This is a genomic window from Pedobacter ghigonis (assembly GCF_903166585.1).
Taxonomy (GTDB): domain Bacteria; phylum Bacteroidota; class Bacteroidia; order Sphingobacteriales; family Sphingobacteriaceae; genus Pedobacter; species Pedobacter ghigonis.
On sequence record NZ_CAESCM010000006.1, the window covers coordinates 142,728 to 160,470 of the forward strand.

At 42.3% G+C, this 17,743-nt stretch carries 10 protein-coding genes; all 10 read left to right on the forward strand.

The annotated features are described in order from the left end of the window. Positions 1–127: 127 nt before the first annotated feature. The gene (locus HWV58_RS10885) at positions 128–790 is read left to right on the forward strand and encodes a GDSL-type esterase/lipase family protein (protein WP_175634133.1); all 663 of its coding nucleotides are present in this window, start codon (positions 128–130) and stop codon (positions 788–790) included. 373 nt (positions 791–1,163) lie between these two features. Further along, positions 1,164–4,082, forward strand: coding sequence for a ligand-binding sensor domain-containing protein (locus tag HWV58_RS10890; protein ID WP_175634134.1), 2,919 nt, complete (start codon positions 1,164–1,166; stop codon positions 4,080–4,082). Positions 4,083–4,345: 263 nt separating this feature from the next. Further along, positions 4,346–7,468, forward strand: coding sequence for a SusC/RagA family TonB-linked outer membrane protein (locus HWV58_RS10895; RefSeq protein ID WP_175634135.1), 3,123 nt, complete (start codon positions 4,346–4,348; stop codon positions 7,466–7,468). Between the two features lie 12 nt (positions 7,469–7,480). After that, positions 7,481–9,007: a RagB/SusD family nutrient uptake outer membrane protein gene (locus HWV58_RS10900; protein WP_175634136.1), complete on the forward strand. Its 1,527-nt coding sequence runs from the start codon at positions 7,481–7,483 to the stop codon at positions 9,005–9,007. Positions 9,008–9,158: 151 nt separating this feature from the next. Then, positions 9,159–10,499, forward strand: a complete 1,341-nt coding sequence (locus HWV58_RS10905; protein WP_235972708.1) for a glycoside hydrolase family 30 protein — start codon at positions 9,159–9,161, stop codon at positions 10,497–10,499. 17 nt (positions 10,500–10,516) lie between these two features. Further along, positions 10,517–12,268, forward strand: coding sequence for a cellulase family glycosylhydrolase (locus HWV58_RS10910; RefSeq protein ID WP_175634138.1), 1,752 nt, complete (start codon positions 10,517–10,519; stop codon positions 12,266–12,268). A gap of 15 nt (positions 12,269–12,283) precedes the next feature. Continuing rightward, positions 12,284–13,483 (forward strand): multiheme c-type cytochrome, encoded by a 1,200-nt coding sequence (locus HWV58_RS10915; protein WP_175634139.1) that lies wholly within the window; start codon positions 12,284–12,286, stop codon positions 13,481–13,483. Positions 13,484–13,568: 85 nt separating this feature from the next. Continuing rightward, positions 13,569–15,893, forward strand: a complete 2,325-nt coding sequence (locus HWV58_RS10920; protein ID WP_175634140.1) for a TonB-dependent receptor — start codon at positions 13,569–13,571, stop codon at positions 15,891–15,893. Between the two features lie 4 nt (positions 15,894–15,897). After that, positions 15,898–16,704 carry a DUF4249 domain-containing protein gene (locus tag HWV58_RS10925; RefSeq protein WP_175634141.1) on the forward strand — a complete coding sequence of 269 codons (807 nt, stop codon included), beginning with the start codon at positions 15,898–15,900 and terminating at the stop codon, positions 16,702–16,704. Positions 16,705–16,745: 41 nt separating this feature from the next. Next, on the forward strand, positions 16,746–17,705 hold the full coding sequence (locus HWV58_RS10930) for a 2-hydroxyacid dehydrogenase (protein ID WP_175634142.1): 960 nt from the start codon (positions 16,746–16,748) through the stop codon (positions 17,703–17,705). Positions 17,706–17,743 lie beyond the last annotated feature (38 nt).

Sequence of the window (17,743 nt, forward strand, 5' to 3'; positions counted from 1 at the left end):
TCACCTCCTCGGTGTTTAATCCCTGCCTTTGTGGCAACCCCACATAAACCAGCCGTAATAAATTTGTTTGATTTTACCACAGCCAAGGGTATAATGCTATATTGTGCCCGGTTTAATACAAAATAATATGAAAAGATCATCCTTCGTTCTGCTTTGCCTCTCTTTTTTAACGCTAACTGCCTTTGCGCAAAACAAACCCAATTTCTGGGATGATGTGCAGGTGATTAAAAAGTACGACCAAATGTATAAACCACCTGTAAACCCCGTGCTTTTTGTCGGAAGCTCCTCTATACGTAAATGGGACGACTGTACCCGGATTTTTGCTAAATACAATGCCCTGAACAGGGGTATTGGAGGTGCGGTGATTAACGATATTACCTATTACTTAAACGATGTTGTTTTTCCTTATCAACCTAAACAAATTGTACTTTATGTAGGTGAAAACGACCTGCCAAACGATGCTGTAACGCCAGATACTGTATTGAACCGTACCATTAACCTGTACAAAGCTATCAGGGCAAAATTGCCAGCTGTACCTATTGTGTACATTTCAATTAAACCCAGCCCAAGCCGCGATAAGTTTAAAGAAAAGGCTGTAGCCTCAAATGCTTTAATCCAAAAATTCTTTGCAGGCGAAGCCAATACCAAATTTGTTAACATATACCCTTTAATGCTCACCAAAGATGGCCAGCTACGTCCCGAACTATTTGTTGGCGATATGCTGCACATGAATGCTGCCGGTTACGCAATCTGGCGAAAAGCTGTACAGCCACATTTGTTGAAGGACTAAACTTAAAGCTGAAAGCGAAAAGACTAAAGCTGGAAGCCTGAAAAAGACTAAAGCTGAAAGCGAAAAGAAAATAGCCTGGATGTTCTTAGATGTCTGAGGTGGTTGAAAAAATGATTGGTACGATAAAATCGTTAAGCTATTCTGCACGCGTTAGAAACGCGCGCAAGCGGAAAGCTTAAAACGGAATCGTCATTTCGACCGTAGTGGAGAAATCTATGTGGAAGACTAAAGTGTCTGATCTCTGGCCGGGATTAAAAATACCGACCAAGAGCAAGCGTGCGCAGGCGGAGAATGTTAGGCCGAAATCTAATCACGGCTAACCGGAATTAAAATTATATATTTATTATTGCGTTTTAACCGTCCCCTAACCTAAATGAAGAAACCTGTACTAGCTATATTATTCTTGCTAATTGCTTATTGTGCCCATGCCCAGGTATTATTGGGTATTCCGCAGGTGGTAAACTACAATAATGAGCAGTACAATGGCGGTATTCAGAACTGGGATGTAGAGCAAGATAAAAACGGGATACTCTATTTTGGCAACAACGAAGGCCTGCTTACTTTTAACGGCCGCTACTGGAACCTGTTCAGGTTACCCAACTTTACTTCTGTGCGCTCAGTGGGGATTGATTCTAAAAACCGCATTTATGTAGGCGGTCAGGATGAATTTGGTTATTTCTACCCCAATGCACAAGGTGTTTTAAAATATACTTCGCTACTAAACCTCTTGCCCGAAAACATGCGGAAACTGGCCGATATCTGGGGCGTTTCAATTGTTCGCGATGAAGTGTTTTTTAGGTCGATACATGCTATTCTGCATTATAAAGACGGGGTAATTAAAAGCTATAAAACCAATACTACCTGGCTGTTTATGGGTGCGGCGAAAGGCAAGGTTTTTTCGCAGTCTTCTGATTCGGGACTGATGATTTACGACCACGAAATGTGGAAGCCATTTTGCATCGACAGTGCTTTAAACCGCTCGGGCATCACGGCGGTGCTGCCTTATGGCGGCGATACTTTATTGGTTTCGATGTTAAAAAAGGGATTCTTCCTCGTGGTTAACCATCAGTTAAAGCCTTTAAAAACCAGTTTAGATCAGGTGTTTTTAAACGAACGGATTTATTTTACCACCCAAATCAGTCCTGATTTATATGGTGTGGCCACTACTTCGGGTGGGGTTTACATCATGAACAAGCAGGGCGATCTGGTGCAGAAATACAATTATAAAGAAGGCTTACAAAACAATAACGTAAGGGGAATACTGCTCGATAAGGATAAGAACATGTGGCTGGCCCTCGATGATGGGATTGCCTATGTAGCCATAAATAGTGCCGTTAAAAACATTTTTCCCGACCGCAATAAGCAAATTACCAGCTACGCTTTCCGTAAGTATGGCCAGTCTATCTACATTGGTACCTCTAATGGTTTGTACAGGGCGAAAATTAATACGGCTATGCCCGATTTAAGCTATTCGCCAGTCAATTTTGAGGAAGTAAAGAACAGCAAAGGACAGGTTTGGGGCCTCGACGAAATTAACAACCAGCTGCTAATGGCACACGAGGATGGTACCCTGTTGGTAAAAGATAATACCGCTACCCCGCTTTACAGTCTGATTGGTACCTGGATGTACCAAACCATGGATAATGTTTACCCGAGCAAAGAAGTTATAGCTGGTACCTACGCTGGGCTGCAGGAAATAACCTACGATGGAAGCCGCTTTGTTAGTGGAGGTAAAATTGCCGGAATTAACGAAACCCTGCGCTTTATTGTGGCCGATAACAATAATCCCGATCAGATCTGGGCTTCGCACCCTTATCATGGCGTGTATAAAATAGAACTGAAACCCGATCATAAAAGCATCCTGCGTACTACTTTATTCTCCGATCGGGACGGATTGCCTACAAAGCTCTATAATTATGTATTCCACATTAAAAACAGGGTCGCAATTGCAACTACCAGTGGTGTGTTTGAATACAATGCCGCAAGCAAAAAGTTTACCCGTTTTAAGTTATTAGGTACGGCACTAAATGGTGTTCCTATTCAATACCTCAAAGAAGATAACGACGGCAATATCTGGTTTGTTACCAATAAAAAGGTAGGGGTAATCGATTTTCACAGGCCACAAGCCAAAAGTGCCTTCAGTATTTTGTACCTGCCCGAACTAAATGGCAAAGTGGTTGGCGGTTTCGAATCGATATATACGCCCGATAGCAAAAACATATTTATCGGGGCCAACAAAGGGGCTTATCACATCAACTACCAAAAATACATTCAGAATATAACCCGGCCAAATGTAGTGCTCGGTACTGTTAAATTGATGGGTAATAAAGATAGTGTGGTTTTTGGTGGCTATTTTGTAAACAAGGGTACTATTGCAGGTAAGCAAGACCTGCACGAGATACCCGAATACGTGTACAGCCTAAACTCAATCCATTTCGAGTACGCCTCTACACTTTTTGAGCACGATAAGAACATCAAATTCAGTTATCAGCTTATTGGTTTCGACAGCGAATGGTCGGCATGGGGCACTAAAAGCGAAAAAGACTACACCAATTTGCCAGCCGGAAAATATACCTTCAATGTAAAGGCCAGTACCGGCGTTAATAACGAATCGGAAGTGGTGAGCTATACTTTTGTAGTACTGCCTGCCTGGTACAATACCATTTGGATGCGCATTTTTTACCTGATCTTAATTGTTATGGCTTTACGATTAATCATCAGGTGGCAAAAAAAGAAACACATAAAAGAGCAGGAACGCATGAGCTACCTGCACCAGCTGGAACTGGATAGGAACGAAAAAGAAATTGTAAGGCTCCAGAACGAAAAGCTCGAAGCCGATGTAAACTATAAAAACAAAGAACTTTCTACCATGACCATGCACCTGGTGCAGCGTGGTAAGGTACTGGCTAAAATTAAAGAGGTAATATCGGCTGTAATCAAAAACCATGATCTTAACGAAAGCTCGCCAAGTTTCAGGCACCTGATCAGGCTGATTAAAGATGTAGAAAAGAAAGACCAGGAGCTTGATCACATGAGTGTGCACTTTAACCACGTCAATACCGAGTTCTTTACCCGGCTTAAAGATCTTTATCCCGACCTGAGCCAGAACGATCTGAAGTTCTGTGCCTATTTATCAATGAACCTTTCTTCAAAAGAAATGGCGCAGCTGATGAATGTGACGATTAAGGCTATAGAAGTGGGCCGTTATCGCTTAAGAAAGAAGCTTCAGCTTAAGCCCGAAACCAATTTATACGAGTTCCTGATCGAAATTGCACGTCAAAAAACACCTTAAACCTGTATTTTTGTTACAATTACTGTGTTTTTCTGTTAAAAAATTTAAATAGCTGTAAAACAGTTTTTTATAATTCTATTGTAGGGCTTATGTAGGCCCTTTTTTTCTGTTTTTTAGCCCATTTGAGGGTTGGTGTATGGTTGGTGTAGTAGTGGTAAATTGTGCTATTGCTCCTCACGTCTATAGATTTGATTTATGAAACAGCAGCCAATAAGACTGTGTTCATGAACTAACCAAATATCATTAACTAAAAACTAATTTCTATGAGAGGAAGATTTACATTCGTATTCTTCATTTACTGTCTCCTGGCTTTCCCGCTCGCCTTATTGGCACAAGACATTCCGGTTACAGGGAAGGTAACAGAGCAAAATGGCTCGCCCTTACCAGGCGCAACAGTTAAGTTAGATGGAACTACAAAGGCAGCATCAACCGATGCCAATGGTGTATTTACCATTCAGGCTCCGGTAGGGGCAAAGCTAACCATCAGTTTAATTGGTATGGCAGCACAAACGGTAACTGTTCCAGCAGGTGGCCGTATTAATGTAACGCTAGCCGCCGATTCGAAAGACTTAACTGAGGTGGTAGTAGTAGGTTATGGTACACAAAAGAAAAGTGTGGTAACCGGATCTATTTCAAGTGTAAAAGCCAAAGATTTGGAAACCATGCCAATTAACCGGATCGAGCAATCGTTACAAGGCAGAACATCTGGTTTAACCATTGCCAGCGGTAACGGTCAGCCGGGTACTTCTTCAACCGTTCGTGTTAGGGGGTACACTTCATTTGCATCATCAGGTAATAACGATCCGCTTTGGGTTGTAGATGGGGTAATTGTAGATAACGGTGGTATTGGCTACCTAAACCAATCAGATATCGAATCGATTGAGGTGTTAAAGGATGCTGCTTCGCAGGCCATTTATGGTGCACGTGCAGCCAATGGGGTTATTATCATTTCTACTAAAAAAGGTAAAGCAGGTGGTTTAAATATCAACTACAATGCTTTTTATGGTACCTCGGCACCAGCCAAAAAATTAGATATGTTAAATGCTACTGAGTACGCCACAATCAGAAACGAATCGGCAGTAAACGCAGGTAAAGCAGCTCCTTACGCAAATCCGGCAGCCTTTGGCGAAGGAACCGACTGGCAGTCTGTAATCTTTAACAACGATGCCAGAAGACAAACACATGAGTTCAGTGTTTCTGGTGGAAACGACAAAGCCAACTATTACACTTCTTTCGGTTATATCGATCAGGATGGTATTGTGGCCAGTCCTATTTCTAGCTGGAACAGGGCCAACGTAAGGATTAACACTACGTTTAAACCTGCAAAATGGTTAACCTTTGGCGAAAACATGGGTTATAGCCACGCTGTAGCAAGTAGTTTAGGTAACACCAACAGTGAGTTTGGCGGGCCATTGAGTTCGGCCATTAACTTAGACCCGATTACACCTACAATTGAAACCAATCCGGCAATTATTGGTGCTTCGCCTTACACCTTACCCAATGTTTTAAAAGATCCGGCTACAGGTTTCCCTTATGGTTTATCTCCGGTGGTTGGGCAGGAAATGAGTAACCCACTGGCTTACATGCAAACGCGTTTGGGCAATTATACCTGGGATCATAACATCGTAGGTAACGTTTTTGCCGAAATCCAGCCAACGTCCGAATTTAAATTCCGTTCAGCGCTTGGAACTAAAGTAGCTTTCTACGGCGAAGACCGTTTTACGCCATTGTTTTATTTAACATCTTCTAATAAAAATGATAAAGCATCATTTTACAGGGAAATAAATACGGTGTTAAATTATAACTGGGAAAATACCCTGAGTTATACCAAAAACATTGGTAAACACCATGCATTTGCCATTTTAGGTCAGGGTTATTATCTGGATAACAACAACCGCGGCATTAACGTAAACTTTGCCAACGTAATTGCAACCGATTTTTATCAGGGCAATATGAACTATAAGCCAATTGCCGGCGATAGAACCAGCGATGGTAGCGATGGTACACCACATACCATTAACTCGTTGTTTACCAGGGTTACTTATGATTATGATGAAAAATATTTATTTACTGGTATTATCCGCCGCGACGGTTCATCCCGCTTTGGTAGCAACAACAGATTTGGTTATTTCCCTTCATTCTCATTGGGTTGGGTACCGAGCAAAGAAGGTTTCTGGAAAGAAAATAAAGTCATCAACTTCTTAAAAATCCGCGGGGGTTACGGGGTAACCGGTAACGATGCTATTGGCGATTTCAGGTACATTGCGCTGGTACAAAGCGGACGTAACTACTCTTTCGGTACTACCGATATCAGTACCATTGGTTGGAGTCCTGCAGCACTTTCAAATCCTGATTTGAAATGGGAAGAAACCCGCCAAACCAATATCGGTTTCGATTTAACCTTGCTTAACGATTTCAGCTTATCGGCCGAATATTACAAGAAAAAAACCGTGGGCGTTTTACAAACACCAGATATACCGCTTTATGTTGGTGCAGCAGGTGGTGCAGCAGAAAACGTAGGCGATATGCAGAATACAGGTTTTGAGTTCGAGCTTGGCTACAAAAAAAGAATCGGCGAGTTTAACCTGGGTGTTAATGCAAACCTTTCTACCTTAAAAAATAAGGTAACCAGATTATTGCCTGGAAAAAGCTTTATCGAAGATAATGCACAATCTTTTCAAACCATGGGTAACTTTACCAGAACTGGTTTAGGCAGATCGTTTAACGAATTTTACGGTTACGAAATGCTGGGTATTTTCCAAACGCAGGCAGAAATTGATGCTTACCGCGGCCCAGGAGGTACTATACTTCAGCCAACAGCAAAACCAGGCGATATTAAATATGCCAACTTAGACGGCAATGAAACCATTTCGGGATCAGACAGAACTTACATTGGCAGTCCGCTACCTAAATTAACTTATGGTGTAACTGTAAACCTGGCCTACAAAGGTTTTGATATGGTTATATTCGGAAACGGTGTTGCTGGTAACATGATTTTTCAGGGTTTAAGACGTTTAGATGTAACTTATGCCAACTGGCAGCACTCGATCTTAGATCGCTGGACACCTAACAATCCTTCTACTACGGTTCCGAGAGTGGTAGAAAACGATCCGAACGGAAACAATACCAAATTCTCTAAAAAATATCTTGAAAAGGGCGATTACTTCAGATTGAAAACCCTTCAGATCGGTTATAATCTTCCTTCAAACATTACACAAAAAATTGGCGCACAGAAACTCCGTGTTTATTTAATGAGCGAAAACCTTTGGACCATTACCAACTATAGCGGCTACGATCCGGAAATCGGTGGTACCGTGTTGGGAGTAGATAGAGGTGTTTATCCGCAGGCACGCTCATTTATGGTTGGTTTAAATGTTGCATTTTAATTTAAGTAGAAGATGAAAAAGAATATTTTATTTTATGCAGCGCTTTTAGTTGCAAGTCAGGCATTGGTTTCGTGCCAAAAACAATTGGACGTAAACCCAAGAGACCGTATTCTGGAGAGTGGTTATTACGTGAACCAACAACAGGCTTTTAATGGTTTAGTTGCTGTTTACGATCAGTTGGGCAATCAGTCGTCGGGTTATTTAACCAAGCTAAATATTTTTGCTTCAGGCTCTGACGATCACTTTGCAGGCGGCGATTCGCCTTCCGATCTGGGCGATTTACAGGCCATGAATAACTATACCGTAAACTCACTTTCGGGTGCACCGAGTTATTTATGGGGCAAAGGCTTTACAGGCATATATCGTGCAAATGTATTGTTGAAGAAAATAGAAGGCATAGGCATGGATGCCAACACCAAAAACAGGTATATAGCAGAAGCCAAAGCTTTACGTGCCATCTTCTACTTCGATTTGGTACGTATTTTTAAAAATGTTCCGCTTTTATTAGAACCTGTTGATAAGGATAACATGTACAATGTGGTACAGGCTGCTCCTGCCGATGTTTACAAACAAATTGAAGCAGATTTAACAGCTTCATTAGGTGGTTTGCCTGCTACCATACCCACAGCAGAAGCCGGGCGTTTAGGGCAGGGTGCAGTACACGCGATTTTGGGTAAGGTTTATTTGTGGCAGGAAAAATGGGCACAGGCGGCATCAGAATTTGCTTTGGTAAATGGCGCAACACCTGGTGCAAGCACCTATAATTATAAATTGCTACCTAACTTTGCCGATTTATGGAAAGTAACCAATAAGTTCAACTCTGAATCTATACTCGAGCTTGCCTACAATACAACCTCAAACATGGGCTGGGGCAATGTGGGTAGCGGAGAAGGAAACGTTATGGGTATTTTGGTTGGCCCGCGTAACTATGTGCCAAAAATTGCAGCACAGGCTCCCGATTATGTTTCAGGCTGGAGCGTAATGCCTTTTACACAAGAATTCTTCGATTTAATTCATTTCGATCCACGTAATAAACCTACTGTTGCCAATTTAGACAGTTTAGAAAAAGCAGGCATTGTAAGCTATAAACATGCTAACGCCAATACCGGTTACTTTGTCGAAAAATTTGCAGGCCGTACCTCAACCAAAGCAGCTGTAGGTCAGCTGGAATTAAACTTTGGCCAGAACATGTACGAAATCCGTTTGGCCGATACCTACCTGATGGAAGCCGAAGCCTTGTTAAAAAGCGGTGCAGCAGTTGGTGCAGGTACTAAAGCCTATATTATGTTTAATGCGGTTAGGGCAAGGGTTGGTTTAAATCCGGCTGCCGTTACCATGGATAACATTATGAAGGAAAGAAGGATTGAGCTTGCTGCAGAAGGCCAGCGCTGGTTTGATCTGGTACGTTGGGGCCTTGCCGCTTCAAAACTATCTTCTAAAGGTTTTGTTGCCGGTAAAAACGAAATACTACCCGTTCCGGAAAGAGAACTGGCCAACTCTAAAATTTTACAGAGTAAAGAGTGGGGCGGCTCTAAATAAATTCCCGTCTATATATCCTTAATGTTTAATTGTTACAGGGAGAAAGCGAAGTCTTTCTTCCTGTTTTTTATCAGCTCATCTTTTTTATATGCTATTCACCAAGTCCTTTGGGCTCATAATGGGTTGTGCTTTTACTTTTTCGGCAGCTGTTATGGCACAAAGCCAGCCACAGGTGTGGTTAACGAAAGCCGATCGTACAGCCTTATTTACCCGGCAAGCTACAGGCTTAAGCCTGGCCACTGCTAAAAACAAGCAGCCCACCATTGTTGTAAACGATAAAGAAACTTTTCAAAGTATAGATGGTTTTGGCTATGCCTTAACTGGCGGAAGTGCCCAGCATATTGTTAAAATGTCGGCACCGGCAAGGGCAGCTTTGCTTAAAGAACTGTTTGCAACCAATGGTACTAATATTGGGGTAAGTTACATCAGGTTAAGTATTGGCGCATCCGATTTAAACGAAAAGGTATTTTCTTACAACGACCTTCCCGAAGGGCAAACCGACCTGGAGCAGGCTAAATTTGATTTGGGACCCGATAAGGCAGATGTTATTCCGGTAATGAAGGAAATCCTGGCCATTAACCCTAAAATAAAAATTATGGGTTCTCCATGGTCTCCCCCCTTATGGATGAAAACAACATACGATGCCCGCGGCGGTATGCTAAAACCTGAATATTATGGTGCTTATGCCAAATATTTTGTGCGTTACGTACAGGACATGCAAAAAGCAGGTATTCCGATCGATGCCATTACCGTGCAAAATGAGCCTTTACATCCGGGTAATAACCCCAGCTTACTGATGGTAGCACCAGATCAGGCTGTATTTGTAAAGCAGTTCCTCGGACCAGCATTCGCAAAAGCCAATATTAAAACCAAAATTATTGTGTACGATCATAATGCCGACCGGCCCGATTACCCGATCAGTATTTTAGATGACCCGGCAGCGAAGAAATACATTGATGGCTCGGCCTTTCACCTCTATGGTGGTAAAATCGAAGCGCTAAGCGATGTGCACAACGCCCATCCCGATAAAAATATCTATTTCTCCGAGCAAATGGTAGTAGAACAGCCCGATGCAGCAACCATTAATATCGTTAACCCGGTAAAGCGCTTAATTATTGGCGCTACCCGTAACTGGAGTAAAAACGTACTGGAATGGAACCTTGCTGCCGATCCGGAAAACAAGCCTTACACCGACAGGGGAGGCTGTTCGATGTGCCAGGGCGCAGTTACCATTAATGGCGACAACTACAGCCGGAACCTCGCCTATTTTTCTATTGCCCATGCTTCGAAGTTTGTAAGGCCTGGCTCTGTACGCATTGCCTCTAACGAATTAAATGGTTTGGCCAATGTTGCTTTTAAAACGCCCGATGGTAAATATGTACTTGTTGTGGCCAATACAGGCAAAGATGCTGCCGAATTTAACATCAGTCAGCATGGTAAAACATACGCTGCAACGCTCGATAAGGGCGCGGTAGCCACTTATATCTGGTAAAATCAATCGTCTCAACTATGTTTTTAAAAAAATCACTCTTATATATTTTTCTCCTTAGCAGCATTTCAATTACCGGTTTTAGTCAGGGTTTTTTAAAAGCATCGGGCACAAAAATTGTTGATGGCCAGGGCCGGAATGTGTTGTTACGCGGCATTGGCCTTGGGGGCTGGATGTTGCAGGAAGGCTACATGCTTAAAATTGATAAAGAAGCCCAGCAGTACCGTATCCGCGAAAGGATAGCAGACCTAATGGGATCGAAGCAAACGCAGGAATTTTACGATGCCTGGCTGGCTAACCACATGCGTAAAACAGATGTCGACTCGATGAAACGCTGGGGCTTTAATTCGATTCGGTTGCCCATGCATTATAACCTCTATACTTTGCCTGTAGATCAGGAGCCGGTATCCGGTAAAAATACCTGGCTCGAAAAAGGTTTTGCCATGACTGATAGCTTGCTCAACTGGTGTAAGGCCAATAAAATGTACCTCATTTTAGATTTACATGCAGCACCGGGTGGGCAGGGCAACGATTTAAACATTGCCGACCGCGATCCGTCAAAACCCTACCTGTGGAATAGCGAAGCTAACCAGGAGAAAACCATTGCCCTTTGGCGAAAACTGGCCGAGCGCTATAAAAACGAAGCTTATATCGGGGCCTACGATATTATAAACGAGCCAAACTATGGTTTCAGCAATCCCGAGGAAGATAAAAACGGAACCAAAGAAAAGGTAAACGCTCCTTTAAGAAAACTGATGGTAGAGATTACCAAAGCCATTCGCGAGGTCGATCAGCAACACCTCATTATTATTGAAGGGAATGGCTGGGGCAATAATTACAATGGTATTTTTCCGCTGTGGGATAAAAATATGGCTTTAAGTTTCCACAAATACTGGAATTATAACGATCAGGCTTCTATAGCGCACATTATCAAAGCACGGGATGAACAAAATGTACCCGTTTGGCTGGGCGAAACAGGCGAAAACTCAAACGTTTGGTTTACCGATGCCATACACCTGTTAGAAAAAAATAATATCGGCTGGTCGTGGTGGCCTTTGAAAAAAATCGGCGTAAATAATCCGATGGAAATTAAATCGAACCCCAATTATGATGCTTTGGTTAAATACCTGAATAATGGCGGCAACAAACCTAAAGATAGCAACGTGTACAGTGGCCTGATGGAACTGGCAATTTATTCGAGGTTAGAAAATACCATTATCCACCGCGATGTAATCGATGCGATGATCCGCCAGCCCTTTAGCAATGAAACCAAACCTTTTAAAGCCAATTCGGTTAAAAACAAAAGTATTATTTATGCCGTTGATTATGATTTGGGCAGAAATGGTTTTGCCTATTTCGATACCGATACGGCCGATTATCATACGTCAACCAATAAAAGATCGGCTGGAAACCGGGGCAGGATTTACCGCAACGATGGTGTAGATATTGTCAAAGATTCGCTCCAGTACGAAAAGTATTATGTAAACCATATCGAAAAAGGAGAATGGCTGCAATACACGGTAAACGTTGCCCAAAAAGGAAATTATACTTTAAAACTCAATACCGCTGCCGATCAGGACGCTGGCAGGATAAGTATTTTGATTGATGGTAAAACTGTTGCCAAAGCAGTAGCGGTTCCAAATACAGGCGATGCGAAAAAGTTTGCCACATTCGAAATAAAAAACCTGGCTTTAAAAGCCGGGAAACAAAAAATTAGGATACTTGCTGCTGCTGGCGGTTATAATTTTAGTTATATTCAGTTTGTAAAATAAAAAGCTAACATCATCTTGAAAGGAATAAATAGGATCCTGGTTATTTTAGGGGCGATGGCGGTAGTCATCTTTATCCTTTCAAGATGCATGAATACGGCCGCCCGGTTACCAAAAGATATCAGGGGCGAAGCTTATGCCGGGGCCGCTACCTGCGTAAAATGCCATCAGGAGATTACCCAATCTTACCTACACAATACCCATGGTTTAACCTCCAAACCAGTGGCCGATCTGGAATTGTTAAAAGTTTTTGCACCCGATTCTAATGCGTTTAGTTTCGATGCGCATCAAAAGGTAGTAGTCGAAAAACGGGCAACGGGTATTTTTCAGGTAGCTTATGTAGCTGGTAAAGAAGTACGTGCCCAAAGGTTCGATATGGTATTCGGTTCGGGCGAAAAGGCTTATACCTATGCCTACTGGAAAGGTAAAAAGCTTTACGAGCTGCCGCTTTCGTATTTTTCGGCAATCCGGAACTGGGCCATTAGTCCGGGTTTTACCAAACAAACCTTTTATTACGACAGGCCGATTGGCAGCCGTTGTTTAGAATGCCATGCTTCGTATGTAGAGAAAAAAGTAACCCAAACCTCGGGCATTTCTACTGATGAGGAAATGGAACGTGGCGCACTCATTTATGGTATAGATTGCGAACGTTGCCACGGGCCCGGTCGGCAGCATGCAGTTTTTCACCTCGATAACCCCGAAGAGAAAACAGCTAAATTTATAACCATTTACAAAACGCTTAGCAGAAAGCAAAAGATGGATGCCTGTGGGGTATGCCACTCGGGCAATGCACTGGTTGCCCAAAAATCGGTTTTCGGTTTCCAGCCCGGCGATAATTTAGACGATTATTATGCACAAGACTTTGCAGGCTTTGGTGGTGCCGATCCCGATGTACATGGTAACCAGACCGAAATGCTGAAGGGAAGCAATTGCTACCGCAAGAGCCAAAGCATGACCTGCCAATCGTGCCACAATACGCACGAAAGCATTAAGGGAAATTTAACCATCTACTCGCAACGCTGCATCAGTTGTCATCAAAGCCCCCAACACAGCAATACCACGCTGGCAAAAGGATCGCTTAGCACCAATTGCATTGATTGTCACATGCCCAAAACACCTTCCAAACTCATTACTTTTCAGCAGGCAGGCAAGGATGGGCTAAGCGCTTATATGTTGCGCTCACACCATATTGGCATTTATCCCGTTAATAGTAAGTAAACCGAACTTTAAGAAATCCGATAATATTCGCAATAGAACTTTGATTTCGTACATTTGGTTTCCTTCATCTTAGATAGTTGCCGATATGCTCATAAAAAATTACTTTGCTTTATTTTCCCTTCTTCTTTTAAATACAGTTGTTTTTGCCCAAAGTAAATTTACCCTTAGTGGTACTATCCGCGATGCCGGCACCGGCGAAACATTAATTGGTGCAACGATAAAAGTAATTGGCCCCGCAACCGGTGCAACCTTAACCAATGCCTATGGTTATTTTGCTTTAACCCAGGTAGAAGGAGAGTACACCGTATCGGTTAGTTACACCGGCTATGCACCCATTGTTAAGAAAATCAATTTAACAAAAGATACCAAATTAAACGAAGAGTTAAAGAGTGCCAACGATTTGGCCGAAGTAACCGTGAGTGCCAATAACCGCAAAAACGAAAATGTTAAAAGTGCGCAAATGGGCCTCGAACGGGTTGATATGAAGGCGCTTAATTCTATTCCGGTTCTGCTTGGCGAAAAAGACATTTTGAAAACCATACAGCTGCTGCCCGGAGTAAAATCGGGTGGGGAGGGTAATACCGGTTTTTATGTACGGGGCGGGGCTGCCGATCAGAACCTGATCATCCTCGATGAGGCTGTGGTGTACAACTCTTCGCACCTGTTGGGCTTCTTCTCTACCTTTAATGCCGATGCCATTAAGGATGTAAGCCTGTACAAAGGTGGCATGCCTGCCCAATATGGTGGCCGTTTATCGTCGGTTTTAGATGTGAAAATGGATGATGGCAACAATAAAGAATTTAAATTTCAGGGTGGGATCGGCTTAATTGCTTCGCGTATTAAAGCCGAAGGACCTATTGTTAAAGACCGCGGTTCGTTTATGGTAAGCTTTCGCCGCACCTATATCGACTTGTTTTTAAGGGCTTCGCCAGATTCGTCGGTAAATGGAAGCACGCTGAATTTTTATGATATTAACGCCAAAGCCAACTATAAAATAAACGATAGAAACACGATCTACATTTCGGGGTATTTCGGTAAAGATAATATCGGGGTGAAGGATTTGTTTGAGAATAACTGGGGCAATGTAACCACTACAATCAGGCTGAACCACATTTTTAATGATAGGTTATTCTCTAATACCTCCTTAATTTACAACAATTACAATTATACTGTTCGCCTGCTTAACGATGCCACTAATTTTAAGGCTACCTCGCTGGTGCGCGATTTTAATTTTAAGGAAGATTTTCAATACTTCAGCAATAAACACATTTTAAGATTTGGGTTAAATGCTACACAACACCGCATTTCGCCGATTGATATTGATAGCGATGTAGCCTCGCAGGTAAATTCGCTTACACAGGAGCGCCGCTACGGAATAGAATCTGCCGCTTATATTTCTGACGAATGGAGTGTAAACGAACACCTCAACTTTTTGTATGGTGTACGACTGGCGGCTTTCTCTTTAATGGGGCCAGGTAATTTTAATATTTACAATGCCGCAGGCGAAGTTACTTCTACAGACAATGTAGCAAAAGGCAAGTTTTACAAAAACTACTTCAACCTGGAGCCCCGTTTTTCGGTAAGTTATTTGTTTAACGAAGAAAACTCGGTTAAAGCATCGTATAACCGCAATACCCAAAACGTTCACATTTTAACCAACGCTACTTCGAGTTCTCCTACCGATCAGTATGTGTTGAGCAGCAATAACATAAAGCCCGAAATTGCAGATCAGGTGGCTTTGGGTTATTTTAAAAATATTAAAGACAATACCTACGAGCTTTCGGCAGAAATTTATTACAAATGGTTGCAAAACCAGATCGATTATAAAAATGCTGCCCAGTTGCTGGCCAATTCAAATGTAGAATCGGAGCTGATTTATGGCATTGGCCGGGCTTATGGACTCGAACTGTTTTTCAAAAAGAAATTTGGTAAGCTGAATGGCTGGGTAGGTTATACCTTATCGCGCACGGAGCGTAAATTTACCGAGTTGAATAGCGGTAAATATTTTCCGGCCAGGCAAGACCGCACACATGATATTTCGCTGGTTGGCATTTACAATATGACTGCAAGGTGGACCTTTTCATCGAGCTTTATTTACAGTACAGGTAATGCTGTTACCTATCCGGCAGGGAAATATACCGTTGGCGGGCAACCTGCTTATTATTATACCCAGCGCAATGCAGGCCGCATGCCTTACAACATGCGTTTAGATGTAAGCGCAACATTAGAAGGCAAGAAAAAAGGGAAATACCAATCGAGCTGGAATTTTGGTATTTACAATCTGCTGGCGCGTAAAAATCCCTACTCCATTGAGTTTATCACCGATCCGGATAATCCGAACAAAACTGCTGCCCAGCAAACTTCGCTGTTTGGACTTATCCCATCCGTTACCTGGAACTTTAAATTTTAATGTCATGAAAAAACTAACGATATATTTTGCCCTTTTTACTTTGTGCCTCACTTCATGCAAGAAAATTATCTCGATTGATACCGAAAATGCAGCACCTCAAATTGTAATTGAAGGCATAATTAACAATCAGTTGATTGATCAGGAGATTAAAATCAGTAAAACTATTGGTTATACTGAAGAGAATATTTTTCCAAAGATTTCGGGTGCTACAGTTACCGTTACCGATAGCAAGGGCAATACTTTTGTGTTTAAAGAAAGCGCTAAACAGGGTACTTACATTAACAGGATGAAGGGAGAGCCAGGTGTTACCTACAGTTTAAATGCAACTGTTGAGGGACAGAACTACACTGCCAGCTCTAAAATGCCGAATGTGGTTAAAATGGACTCGATTGGGATAATTAAAAACACCTTTTTTGGGCGTGAGCGAAAAACAGCCGCGGCATTTTTTACCGATCCGGTTAACGAAGTAAATTTCTACCATTTTAACCTGTATGTAAATGATGTACTCTCGCGACGTTATTATGCTAACAATGACCGCTTGACAAACGGCAATGATTTGCGGATCCAACTGTTTTTTAAACCCAACAACGATCACGACAGCGATGAGCTGAATACCAATGATAAAGTTAGGGTTGAAATGGAATGTGTTGACAGTAATATATTTGATTATTGGTATGCATTGAGCCAGCAGTCAGACCGCGGACCGAATCAGGGTACTACGCCCGCCAATCCAACCTCCAATATTTCGAATAATGCACTGGGATATTTCAGTGCAAACACGTATCAGGTGCTTTCGGTTACAGTAAAATAACTATAATCAAAACTCCTGATTAGATTTACGGTTAAATTAATATGAAAGTATTTATAAGCGGCAACATTGCTCCGGTTGGTTTAAAGCAGCTGGAAGAAAACGATATTACCATTACCCAATGGAAAGAAAACCGGCAAGTCACTGCCGAAGAACTCATTGAAGCCTGCAAAGATCAGGATGCTTTGATTAGTGTTGGTCCCAATAAGCTTAATGCAGCTTTTTTAAATGCCTGTAGTCATTTAAAGGTTATTGCACTGCATTCGGTAGGTTTCGACCAGGTTGATGTGGCTGCGGCAAAGAAATTAAATATCCCTATTGGTAATACACCAGGTGTTTTGAGTGCTGCAACTGCCGATACCGCTTTTTTGCTGATGCTGGCAGTATCGCGCAAAGCCTTCTTTTCCTACCAGAAAATTAGACGCGGTGAGTGGAAAAACTATGAACCCAGCCCCGAACTGGGCATCGAATTAAACGGTAAAACCCTGGGGATTTTTGGTCTGGGGAAAATAGGTTTAGAAATGGCTAAAAAATGTGCAGCCGCTTATCAAATGGATGTGATTTACCATAATCGCTCGCAAAATACAGAAGCTGAGCAGGAAATTGGTGCTAAGTACGTTTCCTTCGAAGAACTTTTGGCACAAAGTGATGTGCTATCGGTACATACCGCCTTAACTTCCGAAACCAGGGGTAAATTTACTTACGATGTTTTTAGCCAGATGAAACCCAATGCTATTTTTATCAATACGGCAAGGGGAGGCATTCACAACGAAACGGATTTAACCCGCGCATTAAAGGAAAAAGTAATTTGGGGTGCCGGACTGGATGTTACCAATCCCGAACCTATGGATAAAACAAACCCTTTACTGCGTATGGAAAATGTTGCTGTTTTACCTCACATTGGCTCAGCTACCGAAGAAACAAGGGCCGCCATGGCCAAAATTATTGTGCAGAATGTAGTTGCCGGATTAAAAGGGGAGAAGCTGCCTTTTGAGGTGAGGTAAGATGTACGATGGAAGATGTAATATGTAAGATAGACTTT